The organism is Caproicibacter sp. (genome assembly GCF_046707225.1).
In the GTDB taxonomy this organism is placed as follows: Bacteria; Bacillota; Clostridia; order Oscillospirales; family Acutalibacteraceae; genus Caproicibacter.
The window spans coordinates 1-20,699 of record NZ_JBJKOP010000032.1 but is presented as its reverse complement, the minus strand read 5'-3'; the positions used below and the strand labels follow the sequence as shown (position 1 = coordinate 20,699).

Here is a 20,699-nt window from a genome sequence, read left to right as displayed (position 1 = left end):
ATTTTTCCGATCTAGGGCCAAATGCCCCTTCGTTCCTGATCCAGCCGCATACGCTTTTCCACCTGCTCCAGAATCTGCCCGGCAATTTTTTTCGCGTCCACACCCCGGCAGCCGTCCGGCTGCGGCTGCGCAGCGCTTTCCGCGTTCAGATGGATCTCACTGACCGAGCGGGTATCCCGAACGGATTTTTCCCGGACGATATCCGTATAAAACGGTTCCCCCGCAGTTGCCGAAGCCGATTCCGCATGGGTCGGATTGTGCATGTGAACGGCGTAAAAGTTCCGGACCACATGGTACGGCTTCGCATTCAGATATGCCCTCATCCGATTCAGCCGCCTCTGGTTGGAACCGATGTTTTCCCCGCGTTCCATCAGCGTGAGCTCCCGGTCGATTTCTCGCTGCAAAGCGCCGTCGATGATCGCTTGGGCCGCGGCACCGACGCTGCCCCAAACTGCGCCCGCCCGGTTTTCTTTCATCCGGGCATTTTGCCGGATCATTACCCTGACGGAAATATGATTGACGGTTTTCAGGTTATTCGTAATATTGGTTGTAACTCTTTGGATATGGGATTCGGGCCCCCGCGCGGGATTCAGCAAGGACATACGGGCTCCGCTGAAATTTTTTCCCACGCGGCAGAAAAGCGGCTGAATCAGCGGCTTCCGCAGGGCAATCGCGCCCGACTTGATCACCAGAATATTCTGTTTCATTCAGAATCCTCACACGTGAGCGTATCATAGACCACTTCGACCGTTTCCAGAAGGATGCCGCCGCCGGCCGCGTCAAGGTCGGAAACCTTCCATTTGCTGACCATCCAGCCGTTCACACGGTATGTCTTGAGAATATTGGTCTGAGAGCGGTCGTAGATACAGATGGTCATGGGCTGCTGCTGCCTTACCCCAAGCAGGCGGCTCATTTTTCGGTCCAGGTATTCTTCGCAGCAGCCCCTTTCAAAAATCAGCTTTTTCAGTTCGCTTTGAGGCCGAATCAGCGCGTGGGCATAGCCGTTCACGCCGCCTTCCGGAATAGCCTCCAGATTGAGCGATTGCTCAATGCTGCTGACTTTGGACGCGCGAAAAATTCCCGATTCCGTGTCTACGATAAAATTAAAGCCGAGTAAAAGTCGGTCGGTCAATGTTTTTCCCATCGTTTCCCCCACTCCATTCAGTTGACTTCAAAAGGATTTTTCGGGCGTCCCGCCATACTGTCGTGAAGGTCGGAGACCTCACGGCAGAAGCGGCGCCGTTCCTCGTGGGGCAGAGCCAGAATTTCGTCGGCCGTCCAGTGCAGGTAGTAGGCGATAAACGTAATCTCCCGGTATAGCTCCCGTTCCGGGTAAACGCTTATTCCTCCCGTGTAAAATTTAGCGGTATCTCAAACTTTTCTCCGCACTGCGGGCATACCGCGGAAACCGTCCGGTCTTCCAGCCCGTTCAGGCGCTGATACATATCGTTCAGGAAGGCTAGGTCCCGCGCGAAAAGGCGCTCCACCACGTCGGTGCCGACCTCCTTCAGGGTACCCAGCCGGACAATAACCCTGCTGAGGATCAGAATGGTCAGGTAAGACGGGTTCTGCTGCACGCGGTAATCCTTCATGGGCAGAATTTCGTCCGCCGCCGTGGCAAGGCGCATCACGCCGTCCCGGTGAAGGGTTCCGGACTCGTCCACATATCCGTCCGGCAGCGTAAATTCGTATTCCGTCATCAGAGACATATTCGGTCACTCCTTACTTTGTGCGACTCAGCCCTTCATGGCAGAGCTCAACGCTTTCGTACGCGTTTTCATTTTGCGACGCCTTGAAATCCGGCGCCGTGTATTTGGTCGGCCAGGCGTTCTCAAGCGTCCACTCCGCTTTAACCGTGGAGTTCTTTTCGTCCATCAGCTGTATGGTAACCTTTTTCTGCGTTACGTCGCCGCCCGCTGTCTTTGCGATCCAGTCGGAAAATTCCTTGCTGTCCGAAGAGCCCCATTTCAGTGTTACATTGGAGTACTTCACCATACCGGGAATCATCTGCAACGACATGGTTTTCTGGTTTCCCTCCCGGTACTCGATATGCTGTACCTCGACATCCGCGGCGCTGACTTCGGAAAACCCGGCCTGCTTAAAGCCGTCGATCAGCACGGCGTAGTTATACTTTTTAAACGGATACGCCATTCTTCATTCCCCCTTTAACCATTCTGTTCCATAATCTGAGTGATTCGGAAGATGACAAATTCAGCCGGGCGCACAGGCGCCACGCCGATCACACAGACCAGCCTGCCGTTCAGGATATCGTCCTGCGTCATGGTGCTGCCTTTTCCGATATTGACGAAGTAAGCCTCCGCTTCCGTCGCCCCCATCAGCGCGCCGTTTCGCCAGAGTGTGCCGAGGAAGGAGGCGATGCTGCCCCGCACTTTAGTCCAAAGGAGCTGATCGTTCGGTTCAAACACGGCCCAGCCCGTATTCCGGCGTATCGTCTCCTCAATATAGATAAACAGTCTGCGCACGCTGACGTATTTCCAGCTTGGATCGCTGGAGCAGGTCCGAGCACCCCATACACGGATGCCAAGGCCCTGAATATTCCTGATCAGGTTGACCCCGACCGGATTCAGCATGTCCTGCTCCGGTTTTCCGAATACTGTTTCCAGCCCGGTGCAGTTCCGAAGGACCTCGTTGGCGGGTGCCTTGTGAACCCCACGTTCCGTATCGGTGCGCGCGTAAACACCCGCCATGGTCCCGGAGGGCGGCATATAGACCGACTTCTTTTCCAGCGTTTCAAAAACCTGAACCCATGGGTGGTACATCGCTGCAAAGGAACTGTCAAACTGTGCGCGGTACTGCTGCAGGTCGGTCACTTGATTCATGCCGGACGGCATATCCAGAATGCAGACGCGGTTTTCCATTTCCGCGCAGTGCGTCACAATCTCCTGTACCTCCGCCGGGTCGGTCACTCCCGGACAGACCACAATGCTGACCTCCGTAACATCTTTCATGGCACAGAGTCCGCTGCGGCGGTTCGGGCCGCCGTCCGTCCCCTTCAAAACAGCCGCATTGATTTTTTCCGCGGGATTTTCTCCCTCTGCGCAGTCGCACCCGCCGGTTAATGCCACGGTCGCCCAATTCCCGTTTTTCTTGTCCTCTTCACTGCCCGGAAAGAGAGAATACAGATCGGGCACCTCTTCCGCCGGGGTGTACTCCGCCCGAACGAGAAGCGATTTTTCCAGCAGCCGGACGAGATACCCGTCCGATTTCGGGTCCAGGGAGACATTTTCGTAGGATTCTTCAAACTCGGGGCTTGATACGAGCAGATTGCAGAGTTTGTCGTTCACGGGGCTTTTCTTGCAGGCCGCCCGGATGGAATCGCCCCAGGCCCCGACGCTTGAAGCGGTAATTTTCAGAGCGCCGAGATCGGCCGCGGAAGCCTGCGCGCCGCTTCCGTCCAGCAGGCGCATCACAAAGCACCGCGAACCGCCGTTTGCGAAGAACTGCTCCACCGCCATAGGCAAAAAGCGGCGCTGCCCATAGATTTCTTTCGGCAGGTATCCGCCGAAAACGCGCTGGAATTCCGCGAAGCTTCCCACAAACTGCGGGACGCCGGTCAGCGGCCCCCTGGCGGTCATGCCCACAAAGCCCGCCGTGCTGGTGCTGACCCCATCCATCGGTTTGATTCCCGAATCGAATTCTTCCACATAGACTCCCGGTGATAAATATTCAGCCATTGCTTTTTGTCTTTAACGGGGTCACTTCCCGCAAAGCTCTCTCCTTTCAATTTTTGAAATTAATATTCAGCGGAAAATTGACCCGCCGTGTTGATGGTGATGATTCCACCGTAGGAACAAATCAGTTTGCTTTCCTGGGTCAGCGCCGGATACATCCCCCCGATCAAAAGAGCGGGATTCCCGGGCATCCACGGGGAAAGCAGGACCGGCATGCAGGGCGCCGGAGTGGGAACCCCCAAAGCCGCTGCCGTCGCCGCGGCCACCGCCGGGTTAGCGGGGCAGGTGCACATCCCGAACGGACAAATGTTGACGAAAGGCTGATAGTCCATGATATTTGCCGCGGGCATGCCGCCGCAGAAGACGCGGCTTTCCGGCAAAACCGTCAGTACGGACGGCGTCATGCCGAAAGCGCACTGCAGCAGCGCGCCGTTCACAACCCCAAACCCCATCTTACCCCTCCTCTACCAACGCATCGGAAAACTCCAAGCTCTGTGGAATAATCAGGCGGCAGTCCCCGCTGTCGTCGGCCTTTCCGGGATAAATTCTGCAGGCTTTCCCGCCGGCATAATCCTCCTTCAGATTACTGAGAAAATAAAGGTTGGGCGGCTGTTTTTCCAAGATGAAGGCCTGCTCCCTCACGTTATCACGGGAAAAGAGAAGGCTTCCCCCGACAAATCCGGGGCGGGCATATAAACGCGCCGTTTGCTTTTCCCGTTCATATGTAAGTAACCGTATTTCGCAAGATGAGTCACGAATCCAACAGGTGTGGCCGGGAACGGTTTTCACAGTTCTTAATTGCCATCCCGGCGGAGGATCATACCGTCCGGTCGGATCAAGGCAGATATGCTTGATCTGTCCGGAACAGATGTCCGCAACGACAGTCCGGTAGCCGGGGCATAGAACGGAAACCGGGCCGGGAGGCTGATTGACGAAAACATAAATTCCGCCCGGTTTCGGAAACGGATTCAGGACGCGCCCGTCCATCCGAAATTCCGGCTCTGATTCCGGAGGGGCGGAATCAAACGGACGGTGCAGCACCAATGCAAAAGAGAAGTGAAGCTTCATATTTCACCCACTTTCCCGCTGAACTCACCGACGCGATTCAGGCTTTCCAATTCTCCCGAAAGAAGGACCGGACCGATTTCCAGATAAATCGCGGGGCGGAGCGGCTCGGAAAGGCTGTTCCAAAGCTCCTGACGCCGGTGATCGTCAAACTTGGAAAACGCTATCTCCACGGGAAGGTCACCGCTGTCCGCTTCCGCGTGGATCCCGGCAATATCGATCGTCGGGCCGACGGAGAATTGCTGGATCAGCCTGCCGAACACTCGGTGCCCGGTCAGAGCGTCCAGCGGCACCTGTGCGTGTCGGCTGAAAAACAGGATGTACTGAAGGGAAAGTGCTTTTGCCGTTTTCCGGGACGAGGACTGCATCAGAGACGCCGCGTCCCGCGGGAAATAATCGTAATGGTCCTGAATCCCGTACAGATAAACGCAAAGCAGCGCCGTCTGATTTTCGTTATTCGGCGGCCCAAGCGATACCTGTTCCCGGCTTTGAATCAGATTCGGGCAGACAGAATTTCGCACGGTGTCCAGCAGATATTTGCTGATGTCCGCAATAATGCCGTATCCGGCCATATCGCTCTCCTCCTATCCGTTTTTCTTGTCTTTTTCACAGAAGATGACCCACGGCACGCCGTCTTTTGTGCAGTCGCTGGTCCGATAAAAATACGTAATTTCATTCTGATCAAAGCTTTTTCCTGTGAATTCGACTGTCTCGGGAAGATCCGGCGCCTCAAACAGATGGTCTCCCCGGACGGCGGTCCTGGGCTGATAGCACTGCCGGAACGAGGAGTATGAGATACGCGCAAGCCGGGATTCCATCAGTTCCTCGAACCCGGTAATATTGTTTTTTACAGCGGACGGAGATTCATTTTCCGGCATTTGCAGAGAAAAGAACCGCTCTTCAACCAGCAGGGTATTAACTACCAGATTATCCTCCGGCTTGGCAAAAAGGCTGGTGTCTTTCCCGCCTATTGCCCCGGAAGAAAGCGGATTTGACGCCGTACTCTCCGACCCGGACAACGGCGGCGGTTCGGGATTCTGCGGAACATCCGCCGAATAATTATATTTAGTCAGAAACGCGAAACCCAGTTCCGGATAAAGATACCCGACGAAACCGGACCCATAATAAATTTCGGGGACTTCTTTCACTTCCGTCTGCAGCGTGGAAACGGGGATTCCCAGCAGGCTCAGATAATCCACGGAGCCTTCATATACGGCGCCGCTGTACAGGAGCTGGCCCCGCGCATTGTAAATGGAACCGCTGGGGCCGGGCTTTCCCTGAATGAAATTGCCCTCGAACTGAAGGCGGGCGCCGCCGCCGGAATATAATTTTCCCTCTCCGTCGTAACAGTCGTTACGGAAGGCGCCTTCATAGACCTTAACGCCGTCCGGCGTGGTCTGAACTCCCTGCCCGTCGCGTTTCCCCTGCGCAAAGCTGCCGGTATAAATCAGCTTGCCCTGCGTGTAAAGGAAACCCTGACCGCTGTAGAGACCATTTTTAAACCCGCCCTCGTACCGTTTGACACCGTTTGCGTACAGGGTTCCTTCTCCGTTGTAAGCCCCGCCAGCAAACTGTCCGGAATACAAAATGTTTTTTCCTTCGTACAGCGTTCCGGTTCCATCGTAAGCGCCATTCGCAAACTGACCGGAATAAAGGACATTGCTTCCGGAATATAGAGTGCCGCTTCCGCTGTACAGCCCATTCAGGAAACCACCCTCATACAGAAGCTGTTTTCCGTTGTACAGACTTCCCTGACCGGAGTATTTTCCTTCGGAAAAATCGCCGGAATAAATCAGCGTCCCATCCGACGGGGAATAAAGCTGCCCGCTGCCGGAATATTTTCCAGCCGCAACCTGTCCCGCATAGATTTTCTGATTTCCCTGATTCATCAGTACGACCGCCTGCCCCGAATAGAGCTTCAGCTTCGCATCCGATTCACGGAAAACGGGTACCGCGCCGGCCGGCTGGCGGCTGAAAAAGCAAATCAGCGCCACTGCCAAAACCGGGATCAGAACGGAAACGATGATCAGCAGCTTTTTATAAATCATCCATCTTCCGACGGTGACATAATCCTTCCATGAGGTCGGGTACGCAACAATTTTTTTCCAGAGCGCTTTCAACAGTTTTTTCATGTCTGTTCCTCCGAGAGGACACAGGCAAGGGCGTTTGCCGAAATTTCCGGAAAGCCGTCAATGCTCGCGGCGATTTCAAAAACGCCGGCCCGGTTGGGAGCCGTATAGGTTCCGTCCGCGTCGATGGTTCCTCCGTCAGGATCCGTAACCCGGAACCGGCAGTCGTTCCCGGAAATACCGTTGTGAAAAACCGGCGTATATTTTACGGTCTGCCCTCTGCGCAAAAACGCGACCGATGGATTCAAAAGGAACTCCGCGCTTTCGGGAAAAGCGGATTCAGCCGGCTCCGCTTCCTGATTTTCGGGCTTGCTTTTTTCGTTTGGAATCGGCTCTTCTTCCTCAGGCGTCTCTCCCCCGTCCTCCATTTTCCGCGCGTACCAACGCAGACGCAGCAGCCCGTTCCGAACGGAATGCGGCCGCACCGCGGCAATGAAGCTCCCGCGCTCCGGGAACAGTTTGACCGCCGTTCGCAGGGGGCAGCCGAACAGCTCCGAATTCCCGCTGATTACGCAGCGGGAATCCCCCTCGCCGTCCAACACGGCTGCGGTGACGGAGATATTCGCGCCCGGCCCTAAGCCGTGGGATACCTCCCGGGAATAAAAAACACCTTCATCGTCCGGAATGCGGTCAAGGTTGACCGACAGTACCCCGCTCGCCGCAGTCTTCGTTTCGTCCTTCACGGAAAACAGAGCGGACCGGAACGTGCGGCTGCAAGGATTCAGGTCCGCGATCACGGGCAGCCCGTCCCGCGGCGCAATCCGCACTTCCGCAAGCGCGACGCCGTCAGCCGGAACTTCGAGCGCGGCGGCTATTTGCAGGGATTCCTGAATCCGGTTCGGAATGACGGGGTGGCCTCCGTCCGGCAGGGGTAAAACAGCCGCTTCGCCCACGGCCGATTCGTCGTACCGGACATAAATACGGAGCCATCCTTCCAGATGATCTGTTGACGGAAGTAATTCCTCCGCTTTTTTTCGGACTGTCCGCGGAAGGTAAATTTCACGCCCGGCGAAATCCAGCGCGAGGCCGGCGCCGATCGTCAGCACCGTTCCGTCTTCGTCCGTTCCCAGCGAAAAGCCGTTTACGATTCCGGACCCCATGGCCAAGCGGTTCAGCAGCCTGCGCTTTTCCACATGGTACGCCTGCTGCTGCTCCTGATCCTCGGCGGTCAGAAGCATGCCCTTTTCATATCTGTTTCGCAGAAAAAATTCGTTCTCCATAGGTTACCTCGTGAAATTTACGTTTTATAACAGCATTTTACGGAAAGCTGTCGATTGAAATAGCCGGATGAATCTTCTATAATGAAAGCAAAGATCGAGCCAAACCAAAAGGGGGATTTTTTTATGGCGGCACGGGACGGGTACCATTCTAACTGGCAGAACCTAATGGATGCCATAGGGATATGCAAGCAATGCGTGTCTCTGATGGATTCCGACAATCCGGAACCGGTTCGGAGCCGGATCACCGAAGCGGTCCGTGAAATCAGGGAACGCGAACAGTCTTCGGAGCCGTATCTGACCTTGCCCGCGCTGAGGGAAGCGCTTGCGCTGGAGGGATGCGGGTGGTTCTGCGTCGTCCTTGCCCTGTGCTGCGAATTGGACGGCGGCCTGCGCAACAGCGTCCAGAGCCTGACGGGAACGCCCGTGCCGAATTTCGACTTTGCCTGCGGCGTCTATTCCCAATTTTCTTCGGAAGGCAGGATCGACGAGGGTCTGAACGCCGCCGATGCGGAACACTCTGCCCTGCGTTACCTGTTCTGCCTGGAAAAGGGAAGCGACGCGGTTCAGCCGCTTCTGTTCACCCCGCTGCTGCCGCGAAGGAACGTGCTTCGGTTTTTGCTGAACGGGAACGTGCAGCATGGCCGGAACCGCCGCCTGTTTCAAGATCATGCCGACGATTTTCTGCCGGTTCGGAATGAATTGCTGGAATCCGCCGAAAACGCGCTTCGAAAAATGATGCGCGGGGAAAATATTCTTCTCTATGTAACCGGCCGCGCGGGAAGCGGAAAACGGATTCTTGCCCGCCGCGCCGCCGCAAGGACGGAGCGCCCGTGCCTGTTTTACCAATGCGGAGGAGAGCCGGACGAAGCGGAGCTTTTCGCGCGTTCCTGTGAATGCGCGCTGGACGCGGTGCTTTCCAACAGCGTGCTGTGCGTATGCGGATATGGTCCGGATTGCGCGAAAGAAGCGCAAGCTCTGTTCCGGCAGCTCCCGGACCGGGGAATTCCGTGCCTGATCCTCAGCGACCGGGAAGACTGCCCCGCGCCGGAAATTGAGGGAAAAACGGTTTTGCATCTGACCACCGGCTTTCTGAACGGAAAAGATTATGAAACCGCGCAAAGTTATTTCTGCGGGAAGTACGGAATCGAACCGTCGGAAGCGCCGGATTACTTCCGGATGACCTTCCGGCAGATCGAAACCGCGTGGCTTGCCGCTGAAGAGCATTGCCGCCGGGAGGGACGCGGGAAGATCGGCGGCGGGGACTTTGCTTTTGCGGTGCGCGCGCAGGAAAAAGAGATTTCCGGCGCCCTGAATGTGGAAAGCGGCGCGAAAATGGACGATCTGATTGTCACGGACGAAACGAGGAATCGGCTGGAGCTGCTCTGCGGCTGCATCGAATCCAACCGCGAAGCGGAAAAGCGGGGGGATTCCGGCGAAAACAGGGGCGTGATCGGCCTGCTTTACGGCCCATCCGGAACCGGAAAGACGATGGCCGCCTCCGCCATCGCAAATAAATTAGGGCTGGAACTGCTGAAAATCGACCTTTCCCGCGTGCTGGACAAATACATCGGCGAAACGGAAAAGCGCCTGGCGGAAATCTTTGAGGCGGCGAAGGAGCGAAGCTGCATCCTGTTTTTCGACGAGGCCGACGCGCTGTTTTCCCGTCGCACGGAGGTAAGCTCCTCCAACGACCGCTACGCGAACGTGGAAACGTCTTACCTGCTGCAAAGCATCGAGCAGTACGGCGGGACGGTTCTCTTGGCCACGAATCTGTTCAAAAACTTCGACGAGGCGTTCCTGCGCCGCATTACGGTTCTGGCGCGCTTCTCCATGCCGGACGAGGCGCAGCGGCTTCTGCTGTGGAAACAGGCGTTCCCGGGGGATTGCTCCGATTTAGACCTGAAGACATACGCGCGGGAACTGGAGCTTTCCCCGGCGACGATCCACGCCGCCGCGCGGCTGGCCCGCATGGCCGCGAAAGCGCGGGGCGGGCGGGTTACGGATGAGTTGATGACGGAAGCGCTCAGGAATGAGGCGGAAAAAGAAGGAAAAACGGGGCCGGCAAATGATTCCTTACTTTTCCAGGTCTTATAACCTAACCAAATTGGTGAGTGCTTTTACCCTTGAGGCTCTTCATCATCTTCCGTATCTGTGTCTGAGCCCCCTTCGACGCGCTTTTTCGGCTTTTCGGGTTCCTCACTCGCTGTCGATTTATCCGCCGACGCACTTGTCTGCGCGTCTTCCATTTCAGAATCTTCGTCATCCGAAAACGGTTCCACAGCAAAATCTGCCAGCGGTTCCGGCAAATTTTGATGAGGAGCCATGTCTGCGGCGTCTTTGCCTGACAGCGACGTTGAAGGAGAGAAAGACGGGGCCAGCATTCGGAACGTTTTAGGACCTACTGTAACTTGAGGTGAATCCACTTTTGCTTTTTTGGCATTTGGTTCGCTTATTTCATCCACTGGAAGTGATGGGGAAAATTGCGGTGCTTCCGGCCGCTTTTCCTGCGGGGCCATGTCTGTGCCGACTGGCGGGGGTACTGCCGGCCCAGCTGCTGCAAGCGCCTCCGGCGGGGTTTGCTGTGGAGCCATTGGAGGCGGCAATGGAGAAACCGGACTTGGCTGTGATTTAGGTTCCTTTAACTCAATCAAAAAATCCTTCATAGTTTGTTTGTTTTTCGCTAAAATTACCGCCAATTTTTTTCCTACCTCACCTCCATTTTGTAGCTTTTCACAGATGTCTCTTATCTTATCATCATCACTTTTAGCAGTATCGTCTAATATTTCATTGACGGCAGTTACATAACGCTTGTGGTTTGGTAAACCAGGAAAATAATATTTTGTAAAAAAAGTATAGAACGTCAATTTTTTTGTATTTTTTTCTAGCCAAAGGCCAAGCAGTTTTGCAAAAAATTGCTGACCTCTAAAACCGTTTGTAAAATCGCATCCGATAATTGCCGTAGCTAAAGCATGCGTCTCAGAATATAACTCCGGCACTGCTGGACTTTCGAAAAGTTGTTTTAACATTGATTGAATTATTTGCTTTACACTTATATCTTTCAACTCTGGATCGTCATCAAGCCTTTTTGCAACTTTGACCCATGAAAGAGGCTGATTTGCAGATGTGCTTTCTGTTCGTGCAAGGACGGTATTATGCCTGAAGCTATAATATAAAATTATATTATAAATACCCATGAGGCATGTACGTTGAGGGTAAGATTCGTCTTTGTTTTTATCGATATGACCGGATTTCATTTCTTTCCTAAAGTGTCGCATGTTGCATAGATAATCCGTACTGTCTTTAAACGAAGTATCTCCAGACATATCCAAATTGGATATGTTCCTGTTCAACGGAATTTGCTTTGGGTTTGGTCTGATTTCATGTACAACTTGTGAAGGTGGAGGAGTAAGCTTATAAAATCTCCGATGAGCATTAAATTTAGTACAAAATTCTTTGCAGATAGTAAAAGGCGCCAACATTTCCACTAATTTCATGCCATTTTTTTTTCCTTCAGTGTCTTTCTTTTTATCTGAGGAGGCTTTTAAAAATAATTTTAATGCTTCTATAACTTTTTTATCATTAATATCCGTGTTTTTTCCAATATCAATTTTATTATCTTTAAAAAATTTCAATAACTTTTCTTTAAGACTTGAATTTGCAGTGCATTGCTTTAACAGATAATTAATGGCTTCATTCAAATTGAACTGAATGACAACTGTTCCGGCCGCCTTGTTGTTTAATGTTGAAGAAGGATTCGATGAACCTCCTATATAGAATGCCTCAGCTTCCCGTTCCAAACGGCTGTCGGTATTCGCGGCTTCCCCGTTGATTCTCGCGTTGGGCGTCACGCGCCCCTGCATCTGCTGGACGACGTGCCACGCTTCGTGCGGAAGGCTCTTCTCCTGCCCTGGCGCGACGTGGATTTCGGTGCCCTTCGCAAAGGCGAGGGCGCCGTACCGCGCGGGCCGGGAGGAATTATAATGCACCCGTACCTCGTCCAGCGAAAGGCCGGTGCGGTTTTCCAGCGAAGTTTTCAGCGTGTCCGGCAGGCCGGTCCTGTTCGGCCGCGGGCGCTCTTCGCTCCGCCCGTTCTCACCGTCTTCGGGCCGGAGCTGAAGAAAAGACCGGGCAGCGGCAGGGCGGCGCACGGGGTTCCCGGCGGCCGGAGCACGGAGACTGCTCCGGCCGGCCGCCGTTCCGTCCGGCTTTTTCACGGATTCTTTCAAAGCAAGTTCCATTTGAAAAGTCCTTTCATATTCCTGTGAGTTCGACCGCAGCGCCGGCTAAAACACGCCGATCTGCCTGGTGGAGTCGCCCCTCGGCCGGATTCCCGTTTTCACGTCCACACGGACGGACGCGTGGGTCAGGAGTTTGTTTTTATTGTCGTACACGTCGAACATGATATATGCCGTGCCGGGGCCGTTTCCGGTGACTTGATAATTGCCGTTTTTCAGCTTTGCAACGGTTGCGGTTTTATCGTTTGTCGAGTGGAATTTTACCGCCGCGGCTTTCGTGCCGGTCAGCTTTACGCCGATTTGGTACTTGCCGCCGACGGGCATCGAATAATCCTTTGTGTCCAGCGTGATCGAATCGCCCGTGCCCGCGACGACGTAATCGCTGAAATGGGTGGTCTGGAATACGAGAAAGCCGTTTTCCACGGCCGCGTTCATGTCTGTCAGCGTACCGTCTGATTCGTACCGGAATACGCGCGGCGTGCCGCGCAGGCCCGCGGGAAGCGGAATCCTCACTGTGACCGTGCCGGTAAAATACGTGACGGGACTCCCGCTCTGATCGAGCAGCTGAATATTGTAGACAAACGGGGAACCGATGAGATTCAGGCCCGTCTGTGAAATAACAAGACGATAAACCGCACCGCCCTGCGCATCGGAAGCGCCCGAAGAGCCGCCCTGCGTAAACGGCGAGGCGGAAAGCGAAACTCCGGTCACCCACGACGGGAAGGTTGCGCCCGAAAGGTCAACGGTGATATGCGTCGTGGCGTCCGTCAGCGAAGAGGGAAGAGAAGGAGCGGAAGTACTTGAGGAATGGCTTCCGGATGACGGTGCCGCCGCGACCGTCACCGCTACCGGAATGCCGTTGACCGTATTGTAAGTTGCCGTATCCGTCGGCGTGAAAATCGCCTCGTAGCTTCCGGAGGCCGTAACCGCCGTATCCGGATGCGCCCATGAGAACGCGCCGGGAATTTGCTTGCCGTTCGCCGCCGCGGTTCCGCCCGTCAGTTTGGACGCGGAAAGCTTCTCGCCCGCTTTGACCGGCGAGGCCGTCGGGGCCGTCCCGATAACCGGCGTTATTTTTACCGGCGTATACTCGATCGCCGCGGATTCCGCCGAAGCATATCGGTCATCTGTTGCCGGAACATAGGCCGCTTTCAGCGAGACTTTGTTTCCGTTCGCCGGCGTCCAGCTGATCTGCGCCGCGCCAAGCGTCACCGGGGAGGATCCAAACAAATTGCCCCCCCCGGTGAATTGAACGGTTCCCGGAAGTGTCACCGTGTCGTTGAAATAATGTCTTTTTACGCTTGCGTTCAGCGCAACCGATTCGCCGACTTTTACGGCAGAGGGCGTCTGCATGGTAATATCCAACCATAATTTTCCGTTTTTGTCGTAGCAACCGCTGATATCATTGCCGCTTGCGTCTTTCGCGCCCGTGCCCTGAATCACGCAGTTCATGAACTGCGGACGGCTGGTGCCCGGATTAGCCGCGTTCGTTCCCGCTGAAAGCAGTTCCACGTTGGGAAGCGGTTCCGCAGTATTGCTGTCACCCACGGTCAAAGTGCCGCCGGTGTTGTTGTTGTCGCCGGAACCAATGTCCCTGCCACCGCCCTGCCCTTTGGCAGTCACCAGCGTGTCCGCGCCGGAAATGGTCACGGTGCCGCTCGAGCCACAAAAACCGCCGCCGATACCTGCGCCGCCTAAACATCCGTTTGCCGTGACGCTGCCGCCGGTCGCCGTGACCGTGCCGCCGGAAATCGTGATGGTGCCGCCGGAGCCGCTGATGCCGCCGCCGATGCCCGCACCCTGGTTGACACCGTTTGCTATGACGGTGCCTCCGGAAATCGTAATGTTGCCACCGGAGCCGTTGCTGCCGCCGCCGATGCCCGCGCCGTCGACGCCGCCGGTCGCCGTGACCGTGCCGCCGGATATTTCGACCGTGCCGCAGCTTTGGCCATTATTTCCGCCGATGCCCGCGCTGGTGTCCCCGCCGGCTGCCGTCAGGGAGCCGCTTCCCGAAATATGCACCGTGTTGCCAGCGTTTACCGCAAGACCAGCACGATGACTGGAGCTTCCGCTTGTGTCGAGCGAATTGCTGCCTGCAAGCGTAATGTAGGCTTCCGCGCCGCTTTCTATTTCAAAGGCCGCGCCTTGAGCAGGCCTCGCGTGCACGTCTTGAAGTGTAATGTCCTGCGTGCCGCTGCTCACGGTGATGGAATAATGGACGTCGCCATTTCCATTCTGCGTAATCACGTAGCCGCCGGTGTGGTCAACCTCAGTCCCGCCGCCCACGGAGTACCCGGTTCCTGTAATGACGATGTTGCCGTCGTCAAGGTGCAGTATCCGCTGTGTTGAGGACACGTTCCCGTCCTTATCATATTTCGTTTCGGTGCCGCCGGTAATAATTTGGCAGTTTCTGTAATCCGGATTGACCGCATTCGTATTCAGATTAGGATCGGTATTCTGCATGGTCATGGTTGCGCCGTCCAAAACGGAAAGACTGCCGCCGCTATTGTTGCCGTTGCCGGAACCAATATCCTTCCCTCCATTTCCTTTGGCGGTCACAAACGTACCTGTGCCGGAAATCTTTACAGTGTCGCCCATGCTGCCTTCACCGCCACCGATGCCCGCGGCATTTTTGCCGCCGGTCGCCGTGACGCTGCCGCCGGAAATGGTTACGCCGATGCCCGCGCAGTTTGTGCCGCCGCTGCTGCCGATGCCCGCGCCGCCGGTGCCGCCGATCGCCGTGACGCTACCACCGCTGATTGTGACGCTGCAGTCTGAGAAATCCCAGCCGCCAGCCCAGCCGCCGCCGATCCCCGCGGCGTAATTGCCGGTTGCCGTGACGGTACCGCCGGTGACAGTGATGGTGCCGCCCGCGTCGTTATAGCCGCCGCCGATCCCCGCGCCGTAATTGCCGGTCGCCGTGACGGTACCGCCGGTGACAGTGATGGCGCCGCCTGCGCCGCCGGTTCTTCCACCGTAGCCGCCGCCAATGCCTGCGCCGTAGCGGCCGCCGGTGGCGTTCAGCGAGCCGGTGCTTGCGTCCGTAACGGTTAGCGAAGCGTTTTTCGTTGTGTCTGCCGGGGCGATCGCGTCGCCAGGTACTTGCAGTCCGGCACAATAATCGCCGCTTTTCAGCGTGTTATTTCCTTCCAGCGTCAGGTACACCGCCGCGCCCTTTTCAATGGAAAACGCGCAGGCGTTGCTTGTTCCCGAAACGTTGATGTTAATATTTTCAACCGTGATGTCCTGCGTGCCGCTTTTAATAGTAATGGTGTGCTGGACGTCGCCATTTCCATCCTGCGTAATCACGTAGCCGCCGGTGCAGGCAACCTCAGTCCCGCCGCCCACGGAGTACCCGGTCTCTGTAATGACGATGTCGCCGCTGTCAAGGTACAGCGTGACGGGAGCGCCGTTCCGCATTGCGCCGATGCCGCTGTTTTTGACTCCGCTGTCGTTTACCGCGGCCGAGGCACCCGCCGTGTCCACCCCGAAAACGCTCAGGATCATCGTGAAACATAATAAGATAGAAAGCGCTTTTTGACTGACCGTATTTTTGCTCATGTTGTTCTTCTCTCCTCGCATTTCAAGCGAAATTGGTTTGCTGCCCTGATAATTTCCTTGTTTCATATGATAGCAGACACCTCTGACAGGATTCTAACAAGATGCCGCCATTAATAAAGGGATTTTGTTCGCCTTCCGGCTAAAACACGCCGATCTGCCTGGTTGAGTCGCCCCTCGGCCGGATTCCCGTTTTCACATCCACACGCACGGAAGCGTGGGTCAGCAGATGGTTTTTATTGTCGTACACGTCGAACATGATGTACGCCGTGCCGACGCCTTTTCCGGAAACTTCATAATTACCGTTTTTCAGCTTTGTAACAGCCGCGGTTTTATCGTTTGTCGAGTGGACTTTTACCGCCGCGGCCTTGCCGCCGGTCAGCTTTACGCCGATCTGATAATGTCCGTTTATGGGCATCTGGTAGCTTTTCGTGTCCAGCGTGATCGAATCACCCGTACCCGCGACGACGTAATCGCTGAAATGGGTGGTTTGGAATACGAGAAAGCCGTTTTCCACGGTCGCGTTCATATCGGTAAAGGTTCCCGCGCTCTCCTCATAGCGGAACACGCGCGGCGTGCCGCGCAGGCCCGCGGGAAGCGGGATCCTCACTGTGACCGTGCCGGTAAAATACGTGACGGGACTCCCGCTCTGGTCGAGCAGCTGAATATTGTAGACAAACGGGGCGCCGATGAGATTCAGGCCCGTCTGCGAAATGACAAGACGATAGACCGCACCGCCCAGCGCATCGGAAGCGCCCGAAGAGCCGCCCTGCGTAAACGGCGAGGCGGAAAGCGAAACTCCGGTCACCCACGACGGGAAGCGCGCGCCGGAAAGGTCAACCGTCATATTTGTCAGGACATCCGTCAGCGAAGAGGGAAGAGTCGGAACGGATGTACTTGAAGAATGGCTTCCGGACGACGGTGCCGCCGCGACCGTCAGCTCTACCAGAATGCCGCCGACCGTATTGTAAGTTGCCGTATCCGTCGGCGTGAAAATCGCCTCGTAGCTTCCGGAGGCCGTAACCGTCATATCCGGATGCGCCCACGCGAATGTGCCGGGAATTTTCGTGCCGTTCGCCGCTGCGGCGCCGCCCGTCAGTTTGGACAGGGAAAGCTTCTCGCCCGCGTTGATCGGCGAGGCCGTCGGGGCCGTCCCGATAACCGGCGTTATTTTCCCCGGCGTATAATCGATCGCCGCGGATTCCGCCGAAGCGTAACGGTCATCTGCCGCCGGAGCATAGGCCGCTTTCAGCGAGACTTTGTTTCCGTTCTCCGGCGTCCAGCTGATCTGTGAAGCGCCATTCGTCACCCCCGCGGGAGAACCGAGCGGGGTGCCGTTCCCGGTGAACTGAACGGTTCCGGGAAGGGACACGGGATTGAATTGATATTTTTGAACATCCGGATTGTATTTTGTGACGCTCGCGTTCAGCGTGACCGGTTCGCCTATCTTTGCGGAAGCAGGCGTATGCATAGAGATGCTGAGCCTGATTTTCCCGTTCGCGTCGTAGCAGCCGCTGAGGTCATTTCCGCTTGCGTCCTTCGCGCCCGCGCCATGAATCACGCAGTTCATGAACTGCGGACGGCTGCCGTCCGGGTTTGCCGTATTTGTTCCCGCCGAAAGCAGCTCCACCGCCGGGCCGTCAACTGTACTGCCGCCGCCCACGGTCAGGCTGCCGCCGCTATCATTATTCTTGCCGGACCCGATGTCTTCTCCGCCGTTCTGCCCTTTGGCAGTTACCTGCGTGTCACGACCGGAAATGGTAACCGTACCGCCCGCGCCGCCGTTGCTAAAGTTCTCTCCGCCGCCGATGCCCGCTCCGCCGCTGCCGCCGCTTGCCGTAACCGTGCCGCCGCTGACCGTAACGGTGCCGCCGGAGCCCCTTGTGCCCCCGCCAACACCCGCGCCGCCCGGGCCTCCGTTCGCCGTGACTGTGCCGCCGCTGACTGTGATGGTACCGCCGCTGTCGCCGCCTGCGCCGCCGCCGATGCCCGCGCCGCTGCCAAAGTTTTCAGAGTTGCTGCCGGTTGCCGTGACCGTGCCGCTGCCGATCACGATGCTGCCACCGGAGCCGCCTATGCCGCCGCCGATGCCTGCCCCGCCTGCGCTGCCGGTCGCATTGACGTTGCCGCCGGTGATCGTAATGTCGCCGCCCCCACCACCTGCGCCGCCGCCGATGCCCGCACCGCCTGCGCTGTTGCCGTTTGCCGTGACGGTGCCGCCGGAAATTTCGATCGTGCCGCAGCTTTGACCATAATTTCCACCGACGCCCGCTCCACCCGAACCACCGGTTGCCGTCAGAGAACCGGTTCCGGAGATACGCACCGTGCTGCCTGCGTTGACCGCAAGTCCGGCGCAGAAGTTGCTGCCGCTTGAATCCAGCGAATTGCTGCCTGCAAGCGTAATGTCGGCTTCCGCTCCGACTTCCGCCTCAAAGGCCGCAAAGCTACTGTCAGGCTGCGCGCGCACGTCTTGCAGGGTAATGTTTTGCTTGCCGCCCTGGACAGTGATACTGTGCTTGACATTATCGCTGCCGCGCTGCGTAATCACGTAGCCGCCGGTGTAGAGAACCTCATCCCCGCCGTCCACGGAGTACCCGGTCTCCATAATGACAATATCGCCGCTGTCAAGGTACAGCACCGGCCGGGTTGAGGAAACGTTTCCGTCCTTATCATATTTTGTTTCGGTGCTGCCGGTAATGATTTGACAGTCTGTATAAGCCGTGCTTGCGTTTGTGTTCAAGGAAGGGCTGCTGTTAAGCATCGCCGCGGTTGCGCCGTCCGAAACCTTGAGGCTGCCTCCGTCATTGCTGCGATAGCCGGAACCGATGTCCTCGCCGTCATCCTGCCCTTTGGCAGTCACATGCGTGTCCGCACCCGAAATGGTAACGGCACCGCCATTTCCAAGATAACCGCCGCCGATGCCAGAACCATAAACACCACCGGCTGCCGTGACCGTACCGCCGCGGACGGTAATGCTGCCGCCGCTGCCGTTTGTGCCCCCGCCAATACCCGCACCGCCCGGGCCTCCGTTCGCCGTGACCGTACCGCCGCTGATCGTGATGGTGCCGCCGTCGCCGCCCTTGCCCCCGCCAATGCCCGCGCCGTCATCACCTCCGGTTGCCTTGACCGAACCGCCGCTGATCGTAATGCTGCCGCCGCTGCCGCGATAGCCGCCGCCAATGCCCGCGCCGTCATCACCTCCGGTTGCCTTGACCGTACCGCCGCTGATCGTAATGCTGCCGCCGGAGCCGCTAAAGCCGCCGCCGATGCCCGCGCCGCCGTCGCCGCCGGTTGCCGTGACCGTGCCGCCGGAAATTTCGACCGTGCCGCAGCTTTGGCCATTATTTCCGCCGATGCCCGCGCCGTATAACGGTTGGCCGGTTGCCGTCAGAGAACCGGTTCCCGAGATACGCACCGTGCTGCCCTCGTTGACCGAAAGCCCGGCGCAGAAGTCGCTGCTCACGCTTGAATCCAGCGAATTGCTGCCTGCAAGCGTAATGTCGGCTTCCGCGCCGTTTTCTATTTCAAAAGCCGCGCCGTCGGCGGGCTTCGCGTGCGCGCCTTGCAGGGTAATGTCCTGATTGCCGCTCCGGACAGTGATCCTGTGGCTGACATCACCGCTGCCGCTCTGCGTAATCTCGTAGCCGCCGGTGCAGAGAACCTCAGTCCCGTTGTTCACGGAGTACCCGGTCTCTGTAATGACAATATCGCCGCTGTCAAGGTACAATGTGACCGGAGCAGCATTCCGCATTGCGCTGAAGCCGCTGTTTTTGACGCCGCTGTCGTTTACCGCGGCAAACGCTCCCGCCGTGTCCACCCCGAAAACGCTCTGGATCATCGCGAAACTCAACAAGAAAGAAAGTGCTTTTCGGCCGATCGGATTTCTTCTCATATTGTTCTTCTCTCCTTATAATACCAAGTAATGAACCACTTACAGCTTTATACCCAGCATTATAACAGAGGCCTCTGACAGGATTCTAACAAATGAGTCCTTTTTGTGTCCCCGAGATAGATTTTTTTGAATGTTTACAAAAAATTTACAATTTCCGGTTCCTGCCTTTCGCCATGAAAGCTTTTCCGGCGGAGAGCGCGGCGCTGCCGCCTCTCCCCGAAAAATCCGGAAACGGAAATTCCAGCGCTGCGGCGACGGGGAGAAGCGGTACTGTTCCGCGCAGCTGACCCCTGTTTCTTCTGAAACGGGAACAAGGATTGGGACCCTTCTTTCCATCCGGGACGTCACTGTATACATAGAAAATCAGAATCATCTTAAGGTGCTGGCGGAGGACGCCCGCCGGGAGGCCCAAGAAAATGAGCTTCTGTTTTTACAAGCACAGATCAGCCCGCATTTTATCAACAATACGCTCGGCGTCATCGCTTCGATGATCTCCCGGGACAACGAAAAGGACCGGGAGCTGGTGGTGGATCTCAGCGAATATCTGAAAAACTGTTGCCGTGTGGTGAATTACCCGCGGGCTCCGCCTTCACAGGAAGTGGAAGCCGCGGAAACCTATATCCGCATCGTACAGACGCGCTTCGGCGAACGCGTCCGTTTTTCGTTGGAAGCGGAGGAGCTGCCTGAAATGCAGCTCCCCCGACTGGTTCTGCAGCCGCTGGTGGAAAACGCGGTGCGGCACGGCGTACAGCCAAAGAAAGAGGGCGGAACGGTGCGCCTTGTGATTCGCGCAGAGGAAAACCGGGTGCGCTTTGAAGTGACCGACGACAGCGTGGGCATCGGTCCGGAACGGATCGCCTCCCTGTGGGGAGGAGCGACAATCGGCAGGGCGCAGGCCTGATCAATAT

Annotated in this window: 16 protein-coding genes; 2 read left to right on the top strand and 14 right to left on the bottom strand. The window is 56.6% G+C overall.

Annotated elements, in window-relative coordinates; translation table 11 throughout:
* Nucleotides 1-11: 11 nt before the first annotated feature.
* Genes ACLQ3M_RS06230 through ACLQ3M_RS06180 form a run of 11 tightly spaced genes read right to left on the bottom strand, consistent with a single transcriptional unit; the run spans nucleotide 12 to nucleotide 8,106 of the window.
* Nucleotides 12-707: a hypothetical protein gene (locus ACLQ3M_RS06230; protein ID WP_411676833.1), complete on the bottom strand. Its 696-nt coding sequence runs from the start codon at nucleotides 705-707 to the stop codon at nucleotides 12-14.
* On the bottom strand, nucleotides 704-1,144 hold the full coding sequence (locus tag ACLQ3M_RS06225; RefSeq protein WP_411676832.1) for a phage tail protein: 441 nt from the start codon (nucleotides 1,142-1,144) through the stop codon (nucleotides 704-706). Before ACLQ3M_RS06225 ends, ACLQ3M_RS06230 begins: the two co-directional genes overlap by 4 nt.
* A gap of 17 nt (nucleotides 1,145-1,161) precedes the next feature.
* Nucleotides 1,162-1,287, bottom strand: coding sequence for a DUF6760 family protein (locus ACLQ3M_RS06220; RefSeq protein ID WP_411677065.1), 126 nt, complete (start codon nucleotides 1,285-1,287; stop codon nucleotides 1,162-1,164).
* Nucleotides 1,288-1,340: 53 nt separating this feature from the next.
* Complete coding sequence (locus ACLQ3M_RS06215) at nucleotides 1,341-1,709, bottom strand: phage tail assembly protein (RefSeq protein WP_156989432.1); 369 nt, start codon at nucleotides 1,707-1,709, stop codon at nucleotides 1,341-1,343.
* Between the two features lie 13 nt (nucleotides 1,710-1,722).
* Nucleotides 1,723-2,151, bottom strand: coding sequence for a phage tail protein (locus ACLQ3M_RS06210; protein WP_066643760.1), 429 nt, complete (start codon nucleotides 2,149-2,151; stop codon nucleotides 1,723-1,725).
* 14 nt (nucleotides 2,152-2,165) lie between these two features.
* On the bottom strand, nucleotides 2,166-3,695 hold the full coding sequence (locus ACLQ3M_RS06205) for a phage tail sheath family protein (protein ID WP_411676831.1): 1,530 nt from the start codon (nucleotides 3,693-3,695) through the stop codon (nucleotides 2,166-2,168).
* Nucleotides 3,696-3,754: 59 nt separating this feature from the next.
* A complete protein-coding gene (locus ACLQ3M_RS06200; RefSeq protein WP_411676830.1) occupies nucleotides 3,755-4,144 on the bottom strand; it encodes a DUF4280 domain-containing protein in 390 nt (129 codons plus the stop codon).
* A gap of 1 nt (nucleotide 4,145) precedes the next feature.
* Nucleotides 4,146-4,760 (bottom strand): hypothetical protein, encoded by a 615-nt coding sequence (locus ACLQ3M_RS06195; protein ID WP_411676829.1) that lies wholly within the window; start codon nucleotides 4,758-4,760, stop codon nucleotides 4,146-4,148.
* A complete protein-coding gene (locus ACLQ3M_RS06190) occupies nucleotides 4,757-5,329 on the bottom strand; it encodes a Pvc16 family protein (protein WP_411676828.1) in 573 nt (190 codons plus the stop codon). Before ACLQ3M_RS06190 ends, ACLQ3M_RS06195 begins: the two co-directional genes overlap by 4 nt.
* 12 nt (nucleotides 5,330-5,341) lie before the next feature.
* A complete protein-coding gene (locus ACLQ3M_RS06185; protein WP_411676827.1) occupies nucleotides 5,342-6,889 on the bottom strand; it encodes an MORN repeat-containing protein in 1,548 nt (515 codons plus the stop codon).
* Complete coding sequence (locus tag ACLQ3M_RS06180; RefSeq protein WP_411676826.1) at nucleotides 6,886-8,106, bottom strand: hypothetical protein; 1,221 nt, start codon at nucleotides 8,104-8,106, stop codon at nucleotides 6,886-6,888. The genes ACLQ3M_RS06185 and ACLQ3M_RS06180 overlap by 4 nt, the downstream gene beginning before the upstream one ends.
* Nucleotides 8,107-8,229: 123 nt before the next feature.
* On the opposite strand from ACLQ3M_RS06180, the gene ACLQ3M_RS06175 reads away from it, so the two are divergent.
* Complete coding sequence (locus tag ACLQ3M_RS06175; RefSeq protein ID WP_411676825.1) at nucleotides 8,230-10,200, top strand: ATP-binding protein; 1,971 nt, start codon at nucleotides 8,230-8,232, stop codon at nucleotides 10,198-10,200.
* A gap of 23 nt (nucleotides 10,201-10,223) precedes the next feature.
* Here the strand turns inward: ACLQ3M_RS06175 and ACLQ3M_RS06170 are convergent, their stop codons facing one another.
* The 3 genes from ACLQ3M_RS06170 to ACLQ3M_RS06160 form a co-directional block, all read right to left on the bottom strand.
* Nucleotides 10,224-12,344 carry a DUF4157 domain-containing protein gene (locus ACLQ3M_RS06170; RefSeq protein ID WP_411676824.1) on the bottom strand — a complete coding sequence of 707 codons (2,121 nt, stop codon included), beginning with the start codon at nucleotides 12,342-12,344 and terminating at the stop codon, nucleotides 10,224-10,226.
* Nucleotides 12,345-12,389: 45 nt separating this feature from the next.
* Nucleotides 12,390-15,902, bottom strand: a complete 3,513-nt coding sequence (locus tag ACLQ3M_RS06165) for a beta strand repeat-containing protein (RefSeq protein WP_411676823.1) — start codon at nucleotides 15,900-15,902, stop codon at nucleotides 12,390-12,392.
* Between the two features lie 139 nt (nucleotides 15,903-16,041).
* Nucleotides 16,042-19,791, bottom strand: coding sequence for a beta strand repeat-containing protein (locus tag ACLQ3M_RS06160; protein ID WP_411676822.1), 3,750 nt, complete (start codon nucleotides 19,789-19,791; stop codon nucleotides 16,042-16,044).
* Between the two features lie 130 nt (nucleotides 19,792-19,921).
* Here ACLQ3M_RS06160 and ACLQ3M_RS06155 point away from each other — a divergent pair, with 130 nt between their 5' ends.
* Nucleotides 19,922-20,692: a sensor histidine kinase gene (locus ACLQ3M_RS06155; RefSeq protein ID WP_411676821.1), complete on the top strand. Its 771-nt coding sequence runs from the start codon at nucleotides 19,922-19,924 to the stop codon at nucleotides 20,690-20,692.
* Nucleotides 20,693-20,699: the final 7 nt, after the last annotated feature.